The sequence below is a fragment of the Methylophilus sp. genome (genome assembly GCF_008015755.1).
Taxonomy (GTDB): Bacteria; Pseudomonadota; Gammaproteobacteria; order Burkholderiales; family Methylophilaceae; genus Methylophilus.
In genome coordinates, this window is sequence record NZ_SSGF01000015.1 from 78,672 (window position 1) to 97,579 (window position 18,908).

The 18,908-nt window shown below is 52.2% G+C and carries 16 protein-coding genes; 8 read left to right on the top strand and 8 right to left on the bottom strand.

The window, feature by feature from the left end; translation table 11 throughout:
• Positions 1-11: 11 nt before the first annotated feature.
• On the bottom strand, positions 12-1,664 hold the full coding sequence (locus E6Q52_RS06380) for a GspE/PulE family protein (RefSeq protein WP_367124952.1): 1,653 nt from the start codon (positions 1,662-1,664) through the stop codon (positions 12-14).
• A 142-nt stretch (positions 1,665-1,806) separates the two neighbouring features.
• Between E6Q52_RS06380 and trmL the strand changes: the two genes are divergently transcribed.
• The 3 genes from trmL to E6Q52_RS06395 all read left to right on the top strand — a co-directional run bounded on the left by trmL (position 1,807) and on the right by E6Q52_RS06395 (position 7,337).
• Positions 1,807-2,271, top strand: coding sequence for a tRNA (uridine(34)/cytosine(34)/5-carboxymethylaminomethyluridine(34)-2'-O)-methyltransferase TrmL (gene trmL / locus E6Q52_RS06385; protein ID WP_292819969.1), 465 nt, complete (start codon positions 1,807-1,809; stop codon positions 2,269-2,271).
• 973 nt (positions 2,272-3,244) lie between these two features.
• Entirely contained in the window at positions 3,245-5,425 is a 2,181-nt protein-coding gene (gene uvrD / locus E6Q52_RS06390) for a DNA helicase II (RefSeq protein ID WP_292819972.1), read from the top strand.
• Positions 5,426-5,552: 127 nt separating this feature from the next.
• Positions 5,553-7,337, top strand: a complete 1,785-nt coding sequence (locus E6Q52_RS06395) for a GGDEF domain-containing protein (RefSeq protein WP_292819975.1) — start codon at positions 5,553-5,555, stop codon at positions 7,335-7,337.
• 46 nt (positions 7,338-7,383) lie between these two features.
• Here E6Q52_RS06395 and E6Q52_RS06400 read toward each other — a convergent pair whose 3' ends face one another.
• From E6Q52_RS06400 to E6Q52_RS06415, 4 genes are all read right to left on the bottom strand, one after another.
• Positions 7,384-8,169 (bottom strand): BPSS1780 family membrane protein, encoded by a 786-nt coding sequence (locus E6Q52_RS06400; RefSeq protein ID WP_292819978.1) that lies wholly within the window; start codon positions 8,167-8,169, stop codon positions 7,384-7,386.
• A 29-nt stretch (positions 8,170-8,198) separates the two neighbouring features.
• Entirely contained in the window at positions 8,199-9,125 is a 927-nt protein-coding gene (locus E6Q52_RS06405; RefSeq protein WP_292819981.1) for a homoserine kinase, read from the bottom strand.
• A gap of 39 nt (positions 9,126-9,164) precedes the next feature.
• Positions 9,165-9,509 (bottom strand): DUF2782 domain-containing protein, encoded by a 345-nt coding sequence (locus tag E6Q52_RS06410; protein ID WP_292819984.1) that lies wholly within the window; start codon positions 9,507-9,509, stop codon positions 9,165-9,167.
• A gap of 124 nt (positions 9,510-9,633) precedes the next feature.
• Complete coding sequence (locus E6Q52_RS06415) at positions 9,634-10,359, bottom strand: TIGR00730 family Rossman fold protein (RefSeq protein ID WP_292819987.1); 726 nt, start codon at positions 10,357-10,359, stop codon at positions 9,634-9,636.
• Positions 10,360-10,454: 95 nt separating this feature from the next.
• On the opposite strand from E6Q52_RS06415, the gene polA reads away from it, so the two are divergent.
• The 3 genes from polA (at position 10,455) to E6Q52_RS06430 (ending at position 13,848) form a co-directional block, all read left to right on the top strand.
• Entirely contained in the window at positions 10,455-13,217 is a 2,763-nt protein-coding gene (gene polA / locus E6Q52_RS06420) for a DNA polymerase I (RefSeq protein ID WP_292819990.1), read from the top strand.
• A gap of 56 nt (positions 13,218-13,273) precedes the next feature.
• Positions 13,274-13,492, top strand: a complete 219-nt coding sequence (locus E6Q52_RS06425) for a hypothetical protein (protein ID WP_292819993.1) — start codon at positions 13,274-13,276, stop codon at positions 13,490-13,492.
• Between the two features lie 116 nt (positions 13,493-13,608).
• The gene (locus E6Q52_RS06430) at positions 13,609-13,848 is read left to right on the top strand and encodes a GlsB/YeaQ/YmgE family stress response membrane protein (RefSeq protein ID WP_292819996.1); all 240 of its coding nucleotides are present in this window, start codon (positions 13,609-13,611) and stop codon (positions 13,846-13,848) included.
• Positions 13,849-13,869: 21 nt separating this feature from the next.
• Here E6Q52_RS06430 and E6Q52_RS06435 read toward each other — a convergent pair whose 3' ends face one another.
• Positions 13,870-15,468: a diguanylate cyclase gene (locus tag E6Q52_RS06435; protein ID WP_292819999.1), complete on the bottom strand. Its 1,599-nt coding sequence runs from the start codon at positions 15,466-15,468 to the stop codon at positions 13,870-13,872.
• Between the two features lie 259 nt (positions 15,469-15,727).
• Here E6Q52_RS06435 and E6Q52_RS06440 point away from each other — a divergent pair, with 259 nt between their 5' ends.
• Positions 15,728-16,468 carry a molybdopterin-binding protein gene (locus tag E6Q52_RS06440; protein ID WP_292820115.1) on the top strand — a complete coding sequence of 247 codons (741 nt, stop codon included), beginning with the start codon at positions 15,728-15,730 and terminating at the stop codon, positions 16,466-16,468.
• A 6-nt stretch (positions 16,469-16,474) separates the two neighbouring features.
• The gene (locus tag E6Q52_RS06445; protein ID WP_292820002.1) at positions 16,475-16,753 is read left to right on the top strand and encodes a YkgJ family cysteine cluster protein; all 279 of its coding nucleotides are present in this window, start codon (positions 16,475-16,477) and stop codon (positions 16,751-16,753) included.
• Here E6Q52_RS06445 and lgt read toward each other — a convergent pair.
• Positions 16,750-17,541, bottom strand: coding sequence for a prolipoprotein diacylglyceryl transferase (gene lgt, locus E6Q52_RS06450; RefSeq protein ID WP_292820004.1), 792 nt, complete (start codon positions 17,539-17,541; stop codon positions 16,750-16,752). The genes E6Q52_RS06445 and lgt overlap by 4 nt on opposite strands.
• A gap of 45 nt (positions 17,542-17,586) precedes the next feature.
• Positions 17,587-18,858 carry an MFS transporter gene (locus E6Q52_RS06455; protein WP_292820007.1) on the bottom strand — a complete coding sequence of 424 codons (1,272 nt, stop codon included), beginning with the start codon at positions 18,856-18,858 and terminating at the stop codon, positions 17,587-17,589.
• Positions 18,859-18,908: the final 50 nt, after the last annotated feature.

The window sequence follows — 18,908 nt, forward strand, 5'->3', positions numbered from 1 at the left end:
TTTTTAAAGGGTTATTCTTCAAACTGGTTATCCACGCGCATGATTTCATCAAGCGTGGTCTTGCCGTCTATGGCCAATTGCAATGACTGGTCGCGCAGAGTTTTGCCTTTGAGTCTCTCGCGCGCTTTTTTGATGAAGATATTGGTGTCTGGCATGTTGGCAGCCATGGCCAGATCATCCGTCATTTCTAAAAATTCGTATAAGCCCACACGGCCTAAATAACCCGTGCGGTTGCAATGCTGACAGCCTTTGCCGTGACGAAAGTTGGTGACGACATCGGGCTGTTTGATCACTTGATTCAACCATACTTCTTCCGACTCCGTCGGCGTGTGCTCTACGGCACAATGCGGACAAATGAGTCGAACCAACCGTTGCGCCAGCACGCCTAACAAAGACATTGCCACCATAAAGCGCGGCACGCCCATGTCGATCAAACGCACCGGGGCGGTGGAGGCATCGTTGGTGTGCAAAGTGGAGAGCACCAGGTGACCCGTCATCGAAGCGCGCAAACCGGTTTGGGCGGTTTCTTCGTCACGCATCTCACCCACCAGCACGATGTCCGGGTCCTGACGCAAAATGGCACGTAACAGTTTAGGGAAGTCGAGCTCGATTTTTTCGTTAACCTGGGTTTGAATAATGCCTGGCAAGCGATATTCCACCGGGTCTTCTACCGTAATCACTTTGGTTTCCGGGGTGTTTAACTCACTGAGGGCAGAATATAAAGTGGTGGTTTTACCACTACCGGTCGGCCCCGTCACGAGCACCATACCGCTAGGACGGCCGATCATTTTACGGAAACGTGCCAGCAAATCTGCCGGCATACCCAGCTTGTCCAAATTAAAATGGCCGGTATTCTGGATTAGCAAACGCATCACTACCGTTTCGCCGTATTGGGTCGGCATGGTAGAGATACGCATATCCACCGCCCTGCCCTTCACGGTAAAACCAAAGCGACCATCCTGCGGCAACCGTTTTTCAGAAATATCCAGGCCCGCCATGATCTTGAGGCGCATCACCAAGGCGGTGGCAATCTTGTTGTCCGCCTGGGTTTGAAAGTGCATCACACCATCAATCCTAAATCGAATCAGCAGTTTATTTTCTTGCGGCTCAATATGCACGTCAGACGCGCGCACCTGCACGGCGTCTTCAAAAATAGTTTGCAACAGCTTGACCACAGGCGCATCGTCAATGCCCAAGTCCACGCCCATCAGGCTGGCGAGATCTACATTACTCGCAGCCAAATCTTCTTGCAGCTCTAACGCCAGTGTCGAAATTTGCTCAGTCTGACGATAAGAGCGATCAATCGTCTGCATGAGCAGACTTTCCTGCACCACCACAATATCAATGTCACGCTTGAGCAACCTGACCAGCTCGTCATAAGCATACACATCCGATGGATCAACCATCGCGATCAAAAAGCTGTTGGGTCGCTCTTCAAGCAAAATGGCGCGAAAACGGCGCGACTGGACTTCAGGGAGTTTTTGAACCTGCTTCACGTCAAGCTCGTACTGGCCCAGGTCCAAAAAGGGGATATTCAATTGATGTGCCACCGCCTCGGCAATTTGCCGCTCGTTAGCATAGCCTTTTTCAGCAATGACGCGACCCAGGCGTCGACCCGTCTTGCGCTGTTCTTCCAGCGCCTGATCGAGCTCAGCTTGGGTCATGAAATTCTGTCTGACCAGAATTTCACCTAATCTAATTTTCTCGGGACGAGCCATGGCGTTTTAATTATTTATCTTGATAGACTTTTCTCGACTATCATATCACTGTCATTCTACCCTTACGTTTGTAAACAAACAGCCAAAAATGTTTCATATCGTGCTTTTCGAACCCGAAATTCCACCTAACACCGGAAATATCATCCGCTTATGCGCCAACGCAGGTGCAAAACTGCATCTGGTCAAACCCTTAGGCTTTGAGTTATCCGACAAACACCTCAAACGCGCCGGGCTGGATTACCACGAATATGCCGAACTCACGGTATATGAAGACTGGGCCGCATGCCAGCAAGCACTGCACGGCAAGCGCATGTTTGCGCTCACTACCAAAGGCAGCACCCGGCATACCGACTTACAATTTAAAGATGAAGACGTGTTTGTATTTGGTCCTGAGTCACGCGGCTTGCCAGAAGACATCCGCGCACAGTTTGCGCCAGAGCACCGCGTCAGGTTACCCATGCTGCCGCATAGCCGCAGCCTCAACTTATCCAACTCAGCCGCCATTTTGCTCTATGAAGCCTGGCGGCAAACCGGCTTTACCGGCGGCGTATAAAAATAATAGACAAAAAAAGCCCCGATTAAGGGGTAAATCGGGGCAACAGGCCTCATCGTAAAGGCTTCCGCTCAGGGAGGAAAGAAGCGGAAAGATGATTCATCATCATCGTGCTGATATGAGTATTAGGTGTTTTGAAAAGTTCCGATAATTTATTTGCGTCAATTAATTTGCTGCAGATGTGCATGACAACTTAACTACTGAATGCACGGAAAAGTAATTCTTTGGTGAGCTTTATCCGATACTCCAGCATTTGCTGATTATTTTGGTGCTTCGTTTCGCCTTGTTGGCGAGTCACTTTCTGGTGCTTGTCCCCCAGAAAGCAACCAAAGAGGACGACACCCAGCCATCACGGCCTGCGGCTGCCTTGCGTTGCTCAACAAAATAAGCGGTCACGAAACTCGCCCTGACAAGCCACACACTTCGTGGCTTGTTGCGGAACTCGGACAGTCGCTCCCTCTATTCTTATTTTGTCTCCGCTACTCAGCGTGATGGGATGGGACTTATCTCACCAAACTCATATAGTAGAAGTTTGGACGATTCAAAAACCAGATTCATTTCTTAAAGTCACTAGTGGTGGCGCTCGCATGGTGTTAGGGCCCCATCTGCCGCGCCGAGTAGCGCAGGCGAAGTGTGGGATGTCGGCCATCGGCTGTCCGAGTTCCGCAGTGGCTTGCGCCTTTTGCAAGCCGCCAGGGCGAGTTTCGATGGCCGCCCACTTTGACGAGCAACGCAGGAATCAAGCGGAAGCTGGGGTGCATTTCTTTTGGTTACTTGTTCTTTGTGCAAGCAAAGAAAAGTAACTCGCCGAAAAGGCGAAAAGCAACATTACAAACAACCACAACCGCGTGGCCACCCATGCCCACCCTACGACAACCAACCTTTTATTGCAATCTCACCACGTCAGCATGACGCGCTACTAGCAACCAAACAATCCGCAAAATTACCCTGCACATCATGCGATAATACCTGCATGCAATCTGAAACCAATCTCCTCCAGGGTCTCAACGACAAACAGCTGCAAGCGGTCACCCTGCCGCATCTCTCGGCACTGATTCTGGCAGGCGCTGGCAGCGGCAAAACGCGGGTGCTGACGACGCGCATCGCCTGGCTGATCCAGACCGGGCAAACTTCACCTATGGGCCTGATGGCGGTGACTTTTACCAACAAAGCGGCCAAAGAAATGCTGACGCGTTTGACCAGTATGTTGCCGATTAATACCCGCGGCATGTGGGCAGGCACGTTTCACGGTTTGTGTAACCGCATGTTGCGCGCGCATTACCGCGAAGCACGTTTGCCAAGTACGTTTCAGATTCTGGATACGGCAGACCAGTTGTCTGCGATCAAGCGTGTGATGAAGGCGATGAACGTCGACGATGAAAAATATCCACCCAAGCAAGTGATGGGCTATATCAATAGCTGCAAAGAAGAAGGCTTGCGCGCCGAGACGGTAGATGCCTATGACGGCCACAGCCAGAAATTGCGTGAGATTTATGCAGCTTATGACCAGCAATGTAACCGCGAAGGCGTGGCGGATTTTGCTGAGTTGTTATTGCGTTGCTACGAGCTTTTGGAGCGCGAGCCTCATATTCGCGCCCATTATCAGCAGCGTTTTCAATATATTTTGGTCGATGAGTTTCAGGATACCAACCGCCTGCAATATTTATGGCTAAAGCTGCTGGGTGGCGCGCATAACAGTATTTTTGCGGTGGGGGACGACGATCAGAGTATTTATGCTTTCCGCGGCGCGCGTGTCGGCAACATGAACGACTTTCAGCGCGACTTTAATGTGCAGAATATCGTCAAGCTGGAAGAAAACTACCGTTCGCACAGCAATATTCTGGATGCGGCCAACGCCATCATCACCAACAACCGTAACCGCATGGGCAAGAACCTGTGGACCTCGGCGGGCAAAGGCGAGCCGATTCGCATTTATGAGGCCTACAACGATACCGACGAGGCGCAGTTTATTGTCGATGAAGTGAACATGCTGCAAAAAGAAGGCGTGCCACTGGGTGACATGGCGCTGCTTTATCGCAGCAATGCGCAGTCGCGCATTCTTGAGCACACCTTGTTTTCCGCCAACATCCCCTACCGCGTCTATGGCGGCCTGCGCTTTTTTGAGCGCGCCGAGATTAAACACGCACTGGCTTATTTGCGCCTGATTGCGAATGCGAATGACGACACAGCCTTGTTGCGCATTGTGAATTTTCCGCCACGCGGCATCGGTGCGCGCGGCCTGGAACAACTGCAAGAAGCCGCCCGCCAGAACGAATGCAGCTTATGGCAAGCCGCGACCAACAAGGTCGGCGAAGGCAAGCTGGGCAGCAAAGGGCTGGATGGCTTTGTCGCGCTCATTCGCCAGATGGTGGATCAGGGCTACGGCATCACATTGGGTGAAATGGCAGAAATGGTCATTAACCTGAGTGGCCTGATGGCGCACTACCAGAATGACAAAGAAGGTGAAGACCGCATCGAAAACTTGCAGGAGCTGGTCACGGCTGCGGTGGCGTTTAGCAACCGCGACTTAGGCAATCACCATAATATGGAAGAAGATGCCGACCTGCTGACGCAGTTTTTAAACCATGCCAGCCTGGAAGCAGGCGACCACCAGGCCGATGTCGGCCATGAAGCCTTGCAACTCATGACGGTGCACGCTGCCAAAGGCCTGGAGTTTCACAGCGTATTTATCGGCGGCGTAGAAGAAGGCTTGTTTCCGCATGAGCAGGCGGCCTACGAAAACGGTGGCCTCGAGGAAGAACGCCGCCTGATGTATGTTGCTGTCACGCGTGCGCGCCAACGCCTCTACCTGACCTACGCGCAGAGCCGCATGCTGCATGGCCAGATGCGTTATGGCATTGCCTCACGCTTTATCGACGAAATCCCGACCGAGCTGACCAAACGCCTGAATAGCAAACCAGTGGCCAAGCCTTATGCCGCAGGCGGCCAATACCACGCACCAGTGGCACAAGCCAGCAGTGCACAAGCCAACTACCCGTTTAAAATTGGCCAGAGCGTGCGCCATGGCAAATTTGGTGAAGGCGTGGTGGTGAGCTACGAAGGCAACGCCAATGACCTGGCGATTAAAGTGAATTTTGGCAGTGCGGGCCTGAAAACGCTGATGCTGGATTACGCCAAACTGGAAAAAGTGTAATCGCCATTTGGCACCCAGTCGCCATGCCACTAACACGGGCATGGTGACAATATCATTGTCATAAATATTTCATCCCGCGTTATCACAACTTAATCAAGAAGCAGTTAAAAGAGTCGATACTGCTTGCATGATATATGCCCCTCCCCAGCACGAAGTAGAAGCTATTTTGGCGCAGAAAAACCTGTTGCCACTGTTTCAACCAATTGTGGATCTCAAACAAGCCCGCGTGTTTGCGTATGAGGCGCTGATTCGCGGCCCGGTGGAATCCAGATTACATTCACCGATTGCATTGTTTAATGCGGCCAGTCTATGCGGCTTGAATCTCGAAATGGAATATGCGGCACGTGAAGTGGTGTTTAATGAATATAGCCGTACCGAACGGGCACATCCGCTGTTTGTAAACTTTAGCCCGGACTGTCTGTTATTAAGTGATAGCCACTTATCTTTTGGCTTAACGCAACTGGAGAAATGCGGGCTGCAGGCGAGCGACATCGTGATTGAAATCACTGAGAGCTCGACCATCCGCGATTATGCCGAGCTACGCGATGCGATTGTCCGCTTTAAAGCGATGGGCTTTAAAATTGCACTGGATGACCTCGGCGAAGGCACCTCCAGCTTGCGTTTGTGGTCTGAGCTGTCGCCTGAATATGTCAAAATAGACAAGCATTTTATTGCCAATATCCATAACGATCCCATCAAGCTGGAGTTTGTACGCGGCATCCAGAAAATAGCAGTTGAATCCAACACGCTGACTATTGCTGAAGGTATTGAAACCAAAGAAGAACTGGCGGTGATCAAAGACTTGAAAATAGACTTTGCCCAAGGCTATTTGTTTGGACGGCCATTTCCCAAGTTTCAGTATGTGCTGACTGAAGAAGTGAACAATCTGCTCAATAAAAACATTGTGCGTTTGTTTGCCGACCAGCAACTCCATGCATCCAAACAGGCCACGGTGGTTGGCTTAACCAGTTATCAAGCGGCCGCTTTTCCTGAAATGACCAACGAAGAAGTTTACAACTGGTTTAACAGCGACACTGCCCTTAACTCGATTCCGGTGATCAACCAGCAAGGCACACCGTTGGGCTTGATCAGTCGCTACGACACCATAGACCGCTTCGCGCGGCGCTACCAAAAAGAGTTACATGGCAAAAAGTCTTGCACCACGTTTATGGACACGCACTGCCTGATGGTACAAAAAGATATGACCATTTTGGCGTTGAGTGAGCTGATTCTGGCGGCAGACCCCAAATACCTGCTCAACGGCTTTATGATTGTGGATGGCGAACGCTATGTGGGCATGGGCAGCGGCCATGCCTTGCTGCGCGAGGTGACCAATATGCAAATCCACGCCGCGCGCTATGCTAACCCGCTCACCCTGCTGCCAGGCAATGTGCCGATTAATGCTCATATTGATAAATTGCTGGAGCGTCGCATCCCGTTTGTGGCCTGCTATTGCGACTTAGACCACTTTAAACCGTTTAACGACGCTTATGGCTATCGCCGCGGCGATGAGGTGATTCAGTTTGTCGGGCGTTTACTAGGCAGTATGGTCAATCATGAGCAGGATTTTGTCGGCCATATTGGCGGCGATGATTTTGTGCTGATTTTTCAAAGCGAGGATTGGGAAGTGATTTGTCATGACATCCTCGAGACGATTGCCAAGGTCATGCCAGATTTTTATGATTTGAAAGACGTACAACTGGGCGGCATCCGCATCGAAGACCGCCTGGGCAACGAGCATTTTTATCCGTTTGGCAGTTTGTCGATAGGCGCGGTGCGCGCCTGCTCAGACGCCTTTGCCAGCCATCACGAAGTGGCGGGCGCCATGAGCAATGCCAAAAAACAGGCCAAAAAGACCATAGGCAACAGTTTGTTTATAGAGCGGCGTAAACTGTCACCCAATGCCGCCTGATCATAGAGGGCGTTCAAGCACTAGCCCTTCAATCAAGTGATCAAGCTTAGACCTGGGGCGCCGCCCTGAATACATCCTTGTAGCTGATGTACTGAAAAGCAAACATCAAGGCATTAATCACCAGCAAGGCGGCAAACACCAATAAAGGCATCAGCAATTGCGCCAGCATAGGGATCAACGCGCCCAGAATGCCAATCACCAGCCCCAGGCCCAGCATCACCACCAGCATACCGATGGTCATCACCAGCCACGAAACCCCCATGGGCACGGTGTATTGCAGCATGCCCGCAATGCTGGATTTAATCGCCTTGAGTAAAGGGTAACCATTTAACGCAATCAGCATGGGCGAAAACCATGTGGCGATAAACAATGGCAGTAACAGCAGCAATACCTTGACGATAAAAGACAGCGTATTTTCTAAAAACAGCGTCATTTGCGACTCAGTCATGCCCGCTTTGGTCGGCGCATGTGAAATCAGTGACGCCAGATCACTACTGAGCAAATAGGTCGCGCAAACGGCATAGACCAGGCAGCTGGCACCCAGCAAGGCCAGGGGTTGAAAGTGTTTTTGCAACTGCTGCCACACGGCAGGCGGTGACATTGTGCCCTGCACATCGACCTGCTGATACAACATGACCACCAAGGCCATGCACACCGGCCAGATCACCACCGAAAGCAGGCCCAGAAAACCCAGCATGGGCAATGAGGGCAAGACCATGAAAATCACAATATAGGCCAGCGAACACAACATCCAGATATGCGGTTGTGTGCGGAACAAGGCCAGGCTTTCTTTTACCCAGCGCACCCCGCGCTGGCTCCCGGTTTCTGTCATAAGTATCCCTTTTTTATATGCTTGATAATTTAAGTCAACCCTTTGCGATTGAGCAACACACGCTCAAAATGCGCTGGGTCTTTGGCATGCGTGAGCTCGCCCGCCACCGGGTAATAAAAATCATACAGACGTGATAACCAAAAACGCAAAGCCGCCCGGCGCAACAAAGCGGGCCAGTGGGTTTTCTCAGCCTCGGTAAATGGGCGCTCGGACTGGTAGGCATGCATAAACGCCGCGAGCTTGTCATCGACAAAGTTGCCAGCGGCATCTACGCACCACTCATTCGCAGCAATCGCCACATCGTAGGCCAGCACGTCGTGGCAGGCATAATAAAAATCAATAAAACCGCCCAAAGCATCGCCATCAAACAACACATTGTCACGGAACAAATCGCCATGAATCACGCCATGTGGCAGACGTGACAAATCCAAGCTGTGCTGAAACTCTAATTCTTCTTGCAGCAAGTGCTGCTGCACCGGCGCCAGTTTGGGCATAACCTGTTGCGCAGTCATTAAGCGCCAGCCTTGCCCGCGCTGATTATGTGACTGCTCATGAAAATCCAGCCCAGCCACATGCATGCGCGCCAAGGTTTTGGCCACGGCTTCAATCTGTTTTAAATTGGGCTGACTGACATCGCTGCCTTGCAGGCAACTCACCATCAACGCCGGTTTGCCGTGAATACGCTGCAAAGCGATGCCTTTAGCATCGGTAATTGGCCGCGGGCACAAAATGCCATGGCGCGACAAATGCGTCATCAGGTGCACAAAATAAGGCAGTTCATCAAAGTCGTTTTTTTCAAACACCGTCAGCACAAAGCGGGACTGACTGGTTTCAACGAAATAATTGGTATTGGTGATACCGGCTGCAATGCCACGTAAAGTGTGCAGCTCGCCAACATTAAAAGGCGCCAACCAGTGGCGCACTTCATCCAAACTCAGAGTGGTAAAAACAGACATGGTATGTACTAGCCTGCCAGTGATGGCAGGCGATCAGAATTAGAATCGGAACAGAATCCACTTAGGAACTGACAAAGGGCGGGTTGGGCCATCATGCACCCAGTCACCATTACGGTCTTCGCGATGCAGGTAGTAAGATTTACCACTCGGTGGCGTCACTTTCACCATATACACTTCGCCGTTCAGACTGTATTCCTCGATGTCATTCTCGCCATCTTTGCGTTTATTGACGCTGGGCTGGTCAATCGGCTGCCCTTCAATCACCTTGGGTGGCGAGGGTACTTCTTCTAGCAACTCAGCATTGTTGGGGGCGGCAGCCCACACAGGCATTGCTATCGCGGCAATGCAGATACAGGCCAGCAATAAACGGGAAAAATCACGCATGGAAGACTCCTTAGTCAGTGATGACTATTCTAGCAAAAACCCACGCGCTGGCGGTCACTGCAAGCATAATAAACTTATAAAAAGCATGCCGGGCAAGCTCGGCCAGGCATGCCAAGGCACACAATTACAGATAAAGCTGCATCTTGCGCTCAGCTGGCGTCAGCTCAAAGCCGGTGGTTTCATAGTGCTTGAAGATCGCATCGACAATCTGCTGCGGCTCATCAATGATCTGAATCAGGTCCATATCGCCTGGCGAGGCCATGCCTTCTGCCACCAGCGTATTGCGCAACCAGTCGACCAAACCGGCCCAGAACTGACTACCCACCAGGATAATCGGGATTTTGCGGCTCTTGCCGGTTTGCACCAGCGTAATCGCTTCCATCACTTCGTCCAGCGTGCCAAAACCGCCAGGCATCACTACAAACGCGCTGGCATACTTCACAAACATGACCTTGCGCATAAAAAAGTACTTAAAGCTAATACCAATATCCTGATAAGGATTGCCGTGTTGCTCGAACGGCAATTTGATATTGAGGCCGACGCTAGCGCCCCGGCCAGGGAACGCGCCTTTGTTGGCGGCCTCCATAATGCCGGGGCCACCGCCAGAAATCACACTAAAGCCTGAGTCTGACAATAAACGGGCAATTTCTTCGGTGAGCAGGTAATAAGGGTGATCTGGCTTGGTGCGCGCACTGCCAAAAATAGACACCGCAGGCATAATGGCTTTGAGGTTTTCGGTGGCGCCGACAAACTCGGCCATGATCTCAAATGCGCGCCAGGATTCATGAGTGACGTCATCGCCATCTAACAATTCAGGCTCTACCATGCTTGGTAGCTTTCTGCTATTCATACATCTATCTTTCAAATGACACAGCAAATTAGTGTACATGAAGTCGCTTTGAAATGCGTAAAATACGCCATTGATTTGATTGACGAGAACGCACCATGAAAACCTTGCTTCTGGTAGATGGCTCCAGCTACCTTTATCGCGCCTTTCACGCCATGCCGGATTTACGCAACTCGGCCAACGAGCCGGTGGGCGCGATTCAGGGCGTGCTCAATATGCTGCGCCGCCTGCATAAAGACTACCCATCCGACTACAGCGCCTGTGTGTTTGATGCCAAAGGCAAAACCTTTCGTGACGACTTGTACCCTGAATATAAGGCCAACCGTGCCAGCATGCCGGATGACCTGCGCGCGCAAATTGAGCCGCTGTATGAAACCATCCGCGCCATGGGCTGGCCGCTGATTATTGAAGATGGCGTAGAAGCCGATGACGTGATTGGCGCGCTGGCCAAGCAAGCCGAACAGCAAGGCATTAAAACCATTATCTCCACCGGTGATAAAGACATTACGCAACTGGTGAATGACCACATTACAGTGGTGAATACCATGCGAGATGCCTTCCGTAAAACCGATGACGTACTTGATGTGGCCGGGGTTGAAAACAAGTTCGGCATCCCTCCCAGCAAAATCATTGATTACCTGATTCTGGTCGGTGACACGGCAGACAACGTGCCTGGCGTAGAAAAAGTGGGCCCCAAAACAGCAGTGAAATGGCTGACCGAATATGGCACGCTGGATAACATTATTGCCAATGCCGACAACATCAAAGGCGTGGTCGGTGAAAACCTGCGTAAGGCCCTGCCGTGGCTGCCAACGGCACGTGAGCTGATCACTATCCGCTGCGATGTTGGCTTATGTGAAAGCTTTGACCAACTGACGACACAAACGCCTGATAAAGAAAAATTGCTGGCCTTGTTTGACCACTTTGAATTCCGCAGTTGGAAACGCGAACTGGACAAACTGGCAGATGGATCGACCGCAGGCGCTACCAGCACCACAGTCGCCGCGGCCAGCCAGGCCGATGAACCAACGCTGCCTAATTACACACCAGATACCCGCCGCCAGTACCAGACGATTCTGAGTGAGGCCGCACTGGATGCCTGGTTAGCCAGACTGCAACAAGCCGAACTGATTTGTTTTGATACCGAAACCACCTCGCTTGATGCCATGCAGGCAAAAATTGTCGGCGTATCGTTTAGCGTAACGCCGGGCGAAGCCGCTTACGTGCCACTTACCCACGATTATTTTGATGCGCCTGAGCAATTGCCTTTGCAGGCCACCTTAAACAAATTGCAGCCTATTCTGGAAAATCCTGCGATTAAAAAAGTCGGCCAGAACCTGAAATACGACATGCATGTGCTGGCCAATCATGACATTCATTTGCAAGGCGTGGCGCACGACACCTTGCTCGAATCTTATGTGTTCGAGAGCCACAAAGGCCATGGCATGGACGAACTCAGTGAGCGCCACTTAGGCATCACGCCTATCAGCTACGAAACCGTGGCAGGCAAAGGCGCCAAACAAGTCGGGTTTAGCCAGGTGACGGTGGAGCAAGCGGCTGAGTATGCGGCAGAGGATGCCGACATTACACTGCAATTGCATCAGGCCTTGCATCCACAAGTAAGCGCCTCCGAAAAGCTCAATTTTATTTACGAACAAATTGAATTGCCCAGCATGCAGGTGCTGCAACGCATAGAGCGCAACGGCGTGCTGATTGATTGCCATATGCTTAACCGTCAGAGCAACGAGATCGGCCTGCGCTTGATGGAGATTGAGAAACAGGCATTCGAGTTGGCCGGGCAACCGTTCAACCTTGGCAGCCCCAAGCAATTGCAAGAAATTCTGTTCGGCAAACTGGGCATCAAGCCGTTAAAGAAAACGCCTTCTGGGGCGCCCTCGACTGACGAAGATGTGTTGCAGGAACTGGCGCTGGATTACCCGTTGCCTAAAGTGATTCTGGAACACCGCAGCCTGGCCAAACTAAAATCGACCTACACCGACAAACTGCCAAAAATGATCAATGCGCAGACCGGGCGCGTGCATACCAACTACAACCAGGCCGTGGCGATCACTGGCCGCCTGGCGAGCTCAGACCCGAACTTGCAGAATATTCCCGTGCGCACGGCCGAGGGCCGCCGTATCCGCGAAGCCTTTATCGCGCCGCCAGGTGCGCACATTGTGTCTGCTGACTATTCGCAAATTGAATTACGCATCATGGCGCATTTATCACAAGACGCAGGCATGCTGAGCGCCTTTGCCAACAACGAAGACATTCACCGCGCCACCGCGGCAGAGATTTTTGGCGTTGAGCGTCACGCCGTCGACAACGAACAGCGGCGCTATGCCAAGGTGATTAACTTCGGCCTGATTTACGGTATGAGCGCCTTCGGCCTGGCGCAAAACCTCAATATCGAGCGCAGCGCCGCCGCCAACTATATCGAACGCTATTTTGCCCGTTATCCCGGCGTCAAAGCCTACATGGAAAACACGCGCGCACTGGCCAAACAGCAAGGCTACGTAGAAACCTACTTTGGCCGCCGCCTGTGGGTACCCGAAATCAACAGCGCTAATGTCCAACGTCGCAACGGCGCCGAACGTGCCGCCATTAACGCGCCCATGCAAGGCACCGCCGCTGACCTAATCAAACTAGCCATGATTGCCGTCGACCAATGGCTGACTGCCGAGAAACTGCAAACCAAACTGATTATGCAGGTACACGATGAACTGGTGCTGGAAGTACCGGATGCAGAATTGGCGGTGATTCAGAAAAACCTGCCCAAACTGATGCAAAGTGTCGCCACGCTGGACGTGCCCTTACTGGCAGAGGTAGGTAGCGGCAACAATTGGGAAAGTGCGCATTAAACCCGCAGCCTATGTTAAGGTAATACATCAAATTTTTAACAAACGGAGTATTGGCAATGAAGTCGTCACTCATGATTGGGATTATTCTGGTTGCACTCGGCGCGACTGGGTTGGTATTTAAAGGCTTTAGTTACGAGAGTAAAGAAACGGTGGCCAAAATCGGCTCGCTGGAAGCCAGTGCAGAAGTTACCAAAGACGTCGAGGTGCCACAGCCGTTGAGTATTATTGTGTTGGTGGCAGGGGTGGCCATGGTACTGGTCGGGCTGAAAAAATAAGCCAGCACAAGAGGTTTGCCAGTCTTTTCTGACAGGCTTTTCCTGCAATCACTGACAGATCGCATCACTGTTTCTGGTTAGCATACGGTTTCATCACAACAACAAGGGAGAATCACATGCTTTGGACAATTATCGTGGGTATTATCGCCGGTTGGTTGGCTGGATTGATTATGAAAGGTGACGGCTTTGGCCTGATCTGGGATTTGATTTTGGGCATTGCCGGGGCGGTCGTCGGCGGCTGGCTGTTTGGCTTATTGGGCTTGAGTGCCAGCGGCGGTGTGGTCGGCAGTATTATCGTCGCGACGATTGGTGCCGTGTTCCTGATTTTTATTTCACGTCTGCTCAGAAAAGTCTAATCACAGCGCTAGGTGTACGCATTAAATGCTGGAAAAGACGACTTTTCCAGCATTGCTTTTTTTAGCCAGATACATGGCAGCATCTGCTTTCTCTAGCAACTCTTCAATTTCTTCTTTCTTTTTGGGCCAGGCAAAGGCTACGCCTATGCTGCATCCCACCGTGATTTCTTGTCCGGATTGCAAACGGATAGGCTGCTGAATACTCTCGATCAGTTTATCGGCAATTTTGCTGGCAAGCAGCCTCGGATGCTCAGTAAACGTTAGCAAAATCACAAATTCGTCGCCGCCAAAGCGGCACACCATATCCTCTTCACGTAGCACGCCGGGAATACGCTGCGACAAGGTGATTAACACCTCATCGCCAGCCGCATGCCCTAGTGTGTCGTTCACCGACTTAAAGCCATCCAAATCCAGAAACAATAAAATCATGCCCCGGTTGACGTTGTGCGACTGCGCGCCGCTGGCAATGCCGCGCATCAAGCTCATTAAGCCGCGCCGGTTAAACAGCCCAGTCAGTGGGTCTTCGGTCAGCAGTTTTTCCAGTGCGTTTTGCTGGGTGTGAAACGCGGTCATATCCATCAAAAAACTGATGCAAAAGGTTGACTCGTTTTCAACCACTCTGGTCAGGGCAATCCTGAGCGGGATTTCGTGTCCATCGGCATGGAATCCCTGACGCTCGGCCACCATTTTTTCAGTCGTATCCCGTTGCCTGCGTTTTTTGGCATAGGCATTTAACTGCTTCCAGTCTGGGATCATTTTTGAAATATGTTTACCGGTAAGATGCTGCGCCTGATAGCCAAACATGCCTTCAAAAGCGCGATTGACCGTTTGGATAAAGCCTTTGGCATCGGTGATGACAATGGCATCAATCGCATTTTGAAAGATCACGCGCATTTGGTGTTCCTTGAACTGCAAATCACGTGCGAGCTGACGTTGCCTGACAATCATGTTTTGCGCAATCACCGCGCCAATCAAGGTGATGGCGCCCAAGGTGACCAGTGTCGACAGATACCAGCGATCCACCGTCGGCACAGGCTGCGCAAACTCGGCCAAGCCGACAAAGGTGGCGGCAGCCATGCCCACATAATGCATGATGGTAATGGCGGCACCCATCACCGCCCCGCTGACCACGTGACGCCACGCACGGAGGCGTTGCAGTCGCTCACATTGCTGGCGAAACCATAAAGCGAGCACGGCCAACAGCACCGCCACCACCACAGACATGGCAACCCACCATGGTTTAAACGTCATGTCGGCAGCAGTGCGCATGGCTAACATACCGCTGTAGTGCATCACGCCGATACCCAAGCCAATAATCGCGCCACCTAGACATAAATGTTTAACGTCACGCTCCGTTTGCGAAATCCAGCGCATCGCCGCCCAGGCGGCCACAAACGCAGGCAAAATCGACAACAGGGTGGGCACAGGCGCGTACTTGACGGTGACGCAGAGTTCGAATGCGAGCATGCCTAAAAAGTGCATGCTCCAGACCGCAGCGCCCAATGCAATCGCGCCACTCAGCAAGGCAAACTGTTGATCATTTTTTAACTGGAACTGTTTGGCCTGGTCGGCCAGATGCATGGCAAGAATAGAGGCAACGGCGGCAATAAGAGATGACAAAACAACGATCCAACCCTCATAACGATAGAGGAGAATGGACCCTACTGGATGCACAAAATCAAACAAAAAGTTTGTCAATGGCTTGTATCCAATCACACAGAGTGACTTCGTCTGGGGTAGCGCCACTGCTTTGACGCTGACGAGATGGCGCTAGATTAAGTTTTGTGTGTCTGTCACAGCAACTTAATGTGAACCAGCTCCTGCTGGTATTATGATGACCTTGAAAAACACTTTCAAAACACATTTACGCAAATTAACCATGCATCAATTTGGTATTTACATTATTGGCGACGAAATCCTGTCTGGCAAACGCCAGGACGCGCATTTAAGTAAAGTGATTTCGCTGCTGTCAGCACGCGGTTTGCAACTGAGCTGGGCGCATTTTCTTGGCGATATCCCCGACCAGATCACCAGTCACCTCAAGGCCAGCATGGCCCGTGGCGATGTGGTGTTTAGCTTTGGGGGCATAGGCGCGACGCCAGATGATCATACCCGGCAATGTGCCGCGGCCGCAGCGGGGGTGAGTATTGAGCGCCATGCCGGTGCGGTGGCCAATATTGAAGCACAGTATGGCGAGGCGGCTTATCCCAAGCGCGTGTTGATGGCTGACTTTCCGCAAGGCTGCGATCTGATCCCTAACCCGGTCAACCGCGTGGCGGGATTTAGCCTTAATCAGCATTATTTTGTGCCGGGCTTTCCAGAAATGGCGCACCCGATGGTCGAATGGGTGCTGGAGACTTATTACAGCCACCTGTTTCATGCCACTGATTATCTGGAACAATCGATTGTGGTCACCGAGGCAGGCGAGAGTGACCTGATTGATTTAATGAACGACATGCTCAACCGCTATCCGGCGCTGAAACTGTTCAGTTTGCCGCGCACCAACCAGCGTCGCACCACCGAAGTTGGCATGAAAGGCGAAAGCGCATTGGTCAAACAGGCGATGCAGGATTTAAAAACCGGGGTATCGGCACTCGGCTACCCGTGGGTAGACGTTTAAACGGCCATGGATTGCCGCCCGCAGTGTGGCGCGTGTTGTATTGCGCCCTCAATCACCAGCCCGATTCCTGGCATGCCGAACGGCAAACCGGCGGGCGTTGCTTGCATACAATTAGACGCCTTATTCAGGTGCAAACTGTTTGGCAAACCCGAGCGACCAGATTTTTGCGGCGGTTTGCAGCCTAGCCTGGAGATGTGCGGCGATGTGCAGCAGCCGCGTGAATATGCTATACGCTGGCTGAGTGCACTGGAGTTAGCGACCCAGCCAGACTTAAAGGCAAATTAAGGCTTGCGATAAGCCCAGCGCATCATGGCGATGCCGACCAGAATCATGGGCACACACAACCACTGCCCCATGCTTAAGCCCAGTGACAACAAGCCTAAAAAGCTATCTGGCTCACGCGTGAATTCGACAATAAACCTGGAGCTGCCATACCCAAGCAAAAATAGCGCAGAGACGGCACCAATCGGGCGTTTTTTACCGGCAAACGTCCACAACAGCACAAACAGGACGATGCCTTCCAGCGCGAACTCATACAATTGCGACGGGTGGCGCGCTAGGTGGTCAACGGCAGGAAACACCATGCCCCAGTCGGCGTTGGTCGGCCGGCCCCATAACTCACCATTGATAAAGTTACCCAAACGCCCTGCCCCCAGGCCAATCGGCACCAAAGGCGCGACAAAATCCATCAGTTGCAGCCAAATCACGCCACGCTTACGCGCAAACAGGGCCATGGCCAGCATGACACCAATAAAGCCACCGTGAAACGACATACCGCCTTGCCACAGTGCAAAAATCTCCAGCGGATGCTGCAAAAAATAAGCAGGTTGGTAAAACAGCACATAGCCGAGGCGCCCACCAAACACCACGCCCAGCGCAATATAAAACAGCATGTCATCCGGATCACGCTCCTGCCAGGGAGAGGCTGGATTGAGCTGGCGCAAGCGCTTGACCTGATATTGCCCCAACCACAAACCGCCAAAAAAGCCGACCAAGTACATCAGTCCATACCAGTGGATACCAAAACTGCCGATTTGCAATGCGATGGGGTTAAATCCAGGATGGGTAAACATGCCGTGTCACCGTGAAAAAAATTGCATTATACCTGCTCGCCAGCGCTACATCGCAGCGTCTTGCTGCCCGGGCGATGACATTTGCCACACCGCCAGCAGACTGATGGCGGCCATCAGCGACATATAGGCGCCGACCCAGGGCAAACCACCTTGCTGCACCAGAGACTGCGCAATGGCAGGTGCAAAAGAAGCGCCTAAAATACCGCCCAACTGATAGCTTAGACCGGCACCGCTGTAGCGTACCGCTACCGGAAACTGCTCAGGTAAAAACGCGCCCATGGGGGCAAACGTCACCCCCATCAAAAACAGCGCCGAGAATAAAAACACCAATATCCATAACCATTCACCGCTGCCCAACAAGGGGGCCAATGCAAATCCCAGCAACAGCGCCAACCCCTGCCCGATCATCAGCACCGGCCGCCTGCCAATACGGTCTGCCCACCACGCCGCGAGCGGCGTTGCGAGTGCCATGCCCATCACCGCCACACATAACAAACCTAAAAATAAGGGCCGCGCAATATGCAGGGTTTGTGTGCCATAGCTCAGGCAAAACACTGTTGCCGTGTAAAACAGGTTATAACACACGCCCATGGCCAACGCCCCCAGTACGATGGCGCGCCCATGTTGCAGCAACAGTGTTTTTAACGGCCAGCGGTGTAAGTGCTGTGCTGATTGCGCTTGGGCAAATACCGGCGTTTCGGCCAGCTTAAACCTGACATACAAACCCACCATGACCAGTGCCGCGCTGATGATAAACGGTACGCGCCAGCCCCATTGCTCAAACTGGGCCTCACTTAAACTCAAACTCAGGCCCAGAAAGGTCAGCGTCGCCAGTAAAAACCCAATTGACGGCCCCAGTTGCGGAAACATGCCATACCAGCCACGTTTGTGCGCGGGCGCATACTCGGTGGCCAGCAACGCCGCCCCAGCCCATTCGCCACCGAGGCCGATGCCCTGTGCAACCCTGAGCAGGCAAAGCACAATCGGCGCCCAAACACCCCAACTCGCGTAACCAGGCAGCAAACCAATCAAAAAAGTGGCGCTGCCCATCACCAATAAAGACGCAGCCAGCGTCGATTTACGACCGATACGATCACCGAAATGGCCAAACAGCAACGCGCCCACCGGGCGTGCAATAAATGCCAAGCCAAACGTGAGCAGTGCATTCAAGGACTGCATAGCCGGGTCACTGGCAGGAAAAAACACCTGCCCGATCACCAGCGCAGCGGCCATGGCATAAATATAAAAATCGTAGAACTCGATGGCGGTACCGATAAAGCTGGCAAAGGCGATATGCTTTAATGAAGGGGTGGTCATGCCAGCATCTTACATGCAGGCCTCTTAAAAATGCCAGCCGAGTTTGCTGT

Coding starts and splice junctions, on each gene's coding strand:
- E6Q52_RS06380 (WP_367124952.1), bottom strand. CDS start 1,664: ATGACCCAAGCTGAGCTCGATCAGGCGCTGGAAGAACAGCGCAAGACG.
- trmL (WP_292819969.1), top strand. CDS start 1,807: ATGTTTCATATCGTGCTTTTCGAACCCGAAATTCCACCTAACACCGGA.
- uvrD (WP_292819972.1), top strand. CDS start 3,245: ATGCAATCTGAAACCAATCTCCTCCAGGGTCTCAACGACAAACAGCTG.
- E6Q52_RS06395 (WP_292819975.1), top strand. CDS start 5,553: ATGATATATGCCCCTCCCCAGCACGAAGTAGAAGCTATTTTGGCGCAG.
- E6Q52_RS06400 (WP_292819978.1), bottom strand. CDS start 8,169: ATGACAGAAACCGGGAGCCAGCGCGGGGTGCGCTGGGTAAAAGAAAGC.
- E6Q52_RS06405 (WP_292819981.1), bottom strand. CDS start 9,125: ATGTCTGTTTTTACCACTCTGAGTTTGGATGAAGTGCGCCACTGGTTG.
- E6Q52_RS06410 (WP_292819984.1), bottom strand. CDS start 9,509: ATGCGTGATTTTTCCCGTTTATTGCTGGCCTGTATCTGCATTGCCGCG.
- E6Q52_RS06415 (WP_292819987.1), bottom strand. CDS start 10,359: ATGAATAGCAGAAAGCTACCAAGCATGGTAGAGCCTGAATTGTTAGAT.
- polA (WP_292819990.1), top strand. CDS start 10,455: ATGAAAACCTTGCTTCTGGTAGATGGCTCCAGCTACCTTTATCGCGCC.
- E6Q52_RS06425 (WP_292819993.1), top strand. CDS start 13,274: ATGAAGTCGTCACTCATGATTGGGATTATTCTGGTTGCACTCGGCGCG.
- E6Q52_RS06430 (WP_292819996.1), top strand. CDS start 13,609: ATGCTTTGGACAATTATCGTGGGTATTATCGCCGGTTGGTTGGCTGGA.
- E6Q52_RS06440 (WP_292820115.1), top strand. CDS start 15,728: ATGCATCAATTTGGTATTTACATTATTGGCGACGAAATCCTGTCTGGC.
- E6Q52_RS06445 (WP_292820002.1), top strand. CDS start 16,475: ATGGATTGCCGCCCGCAGTGTGGCGCGTGTTGTATTGCGCCCTCAATC.
- lgt (WP_292820004.1), bottom strand. CDS start 17,541: ATGTTTACCCATCCTGGATTTAACCCCATCGCATTGCAAATCGGCAGT.
- E6Q52_RS06455 (WP_292820007.1), bottom strand. CDS start 18,858: ATGACCACCCCTTCATTAAAGCATATCGCCTTTGCCAGCTTTATCGGT.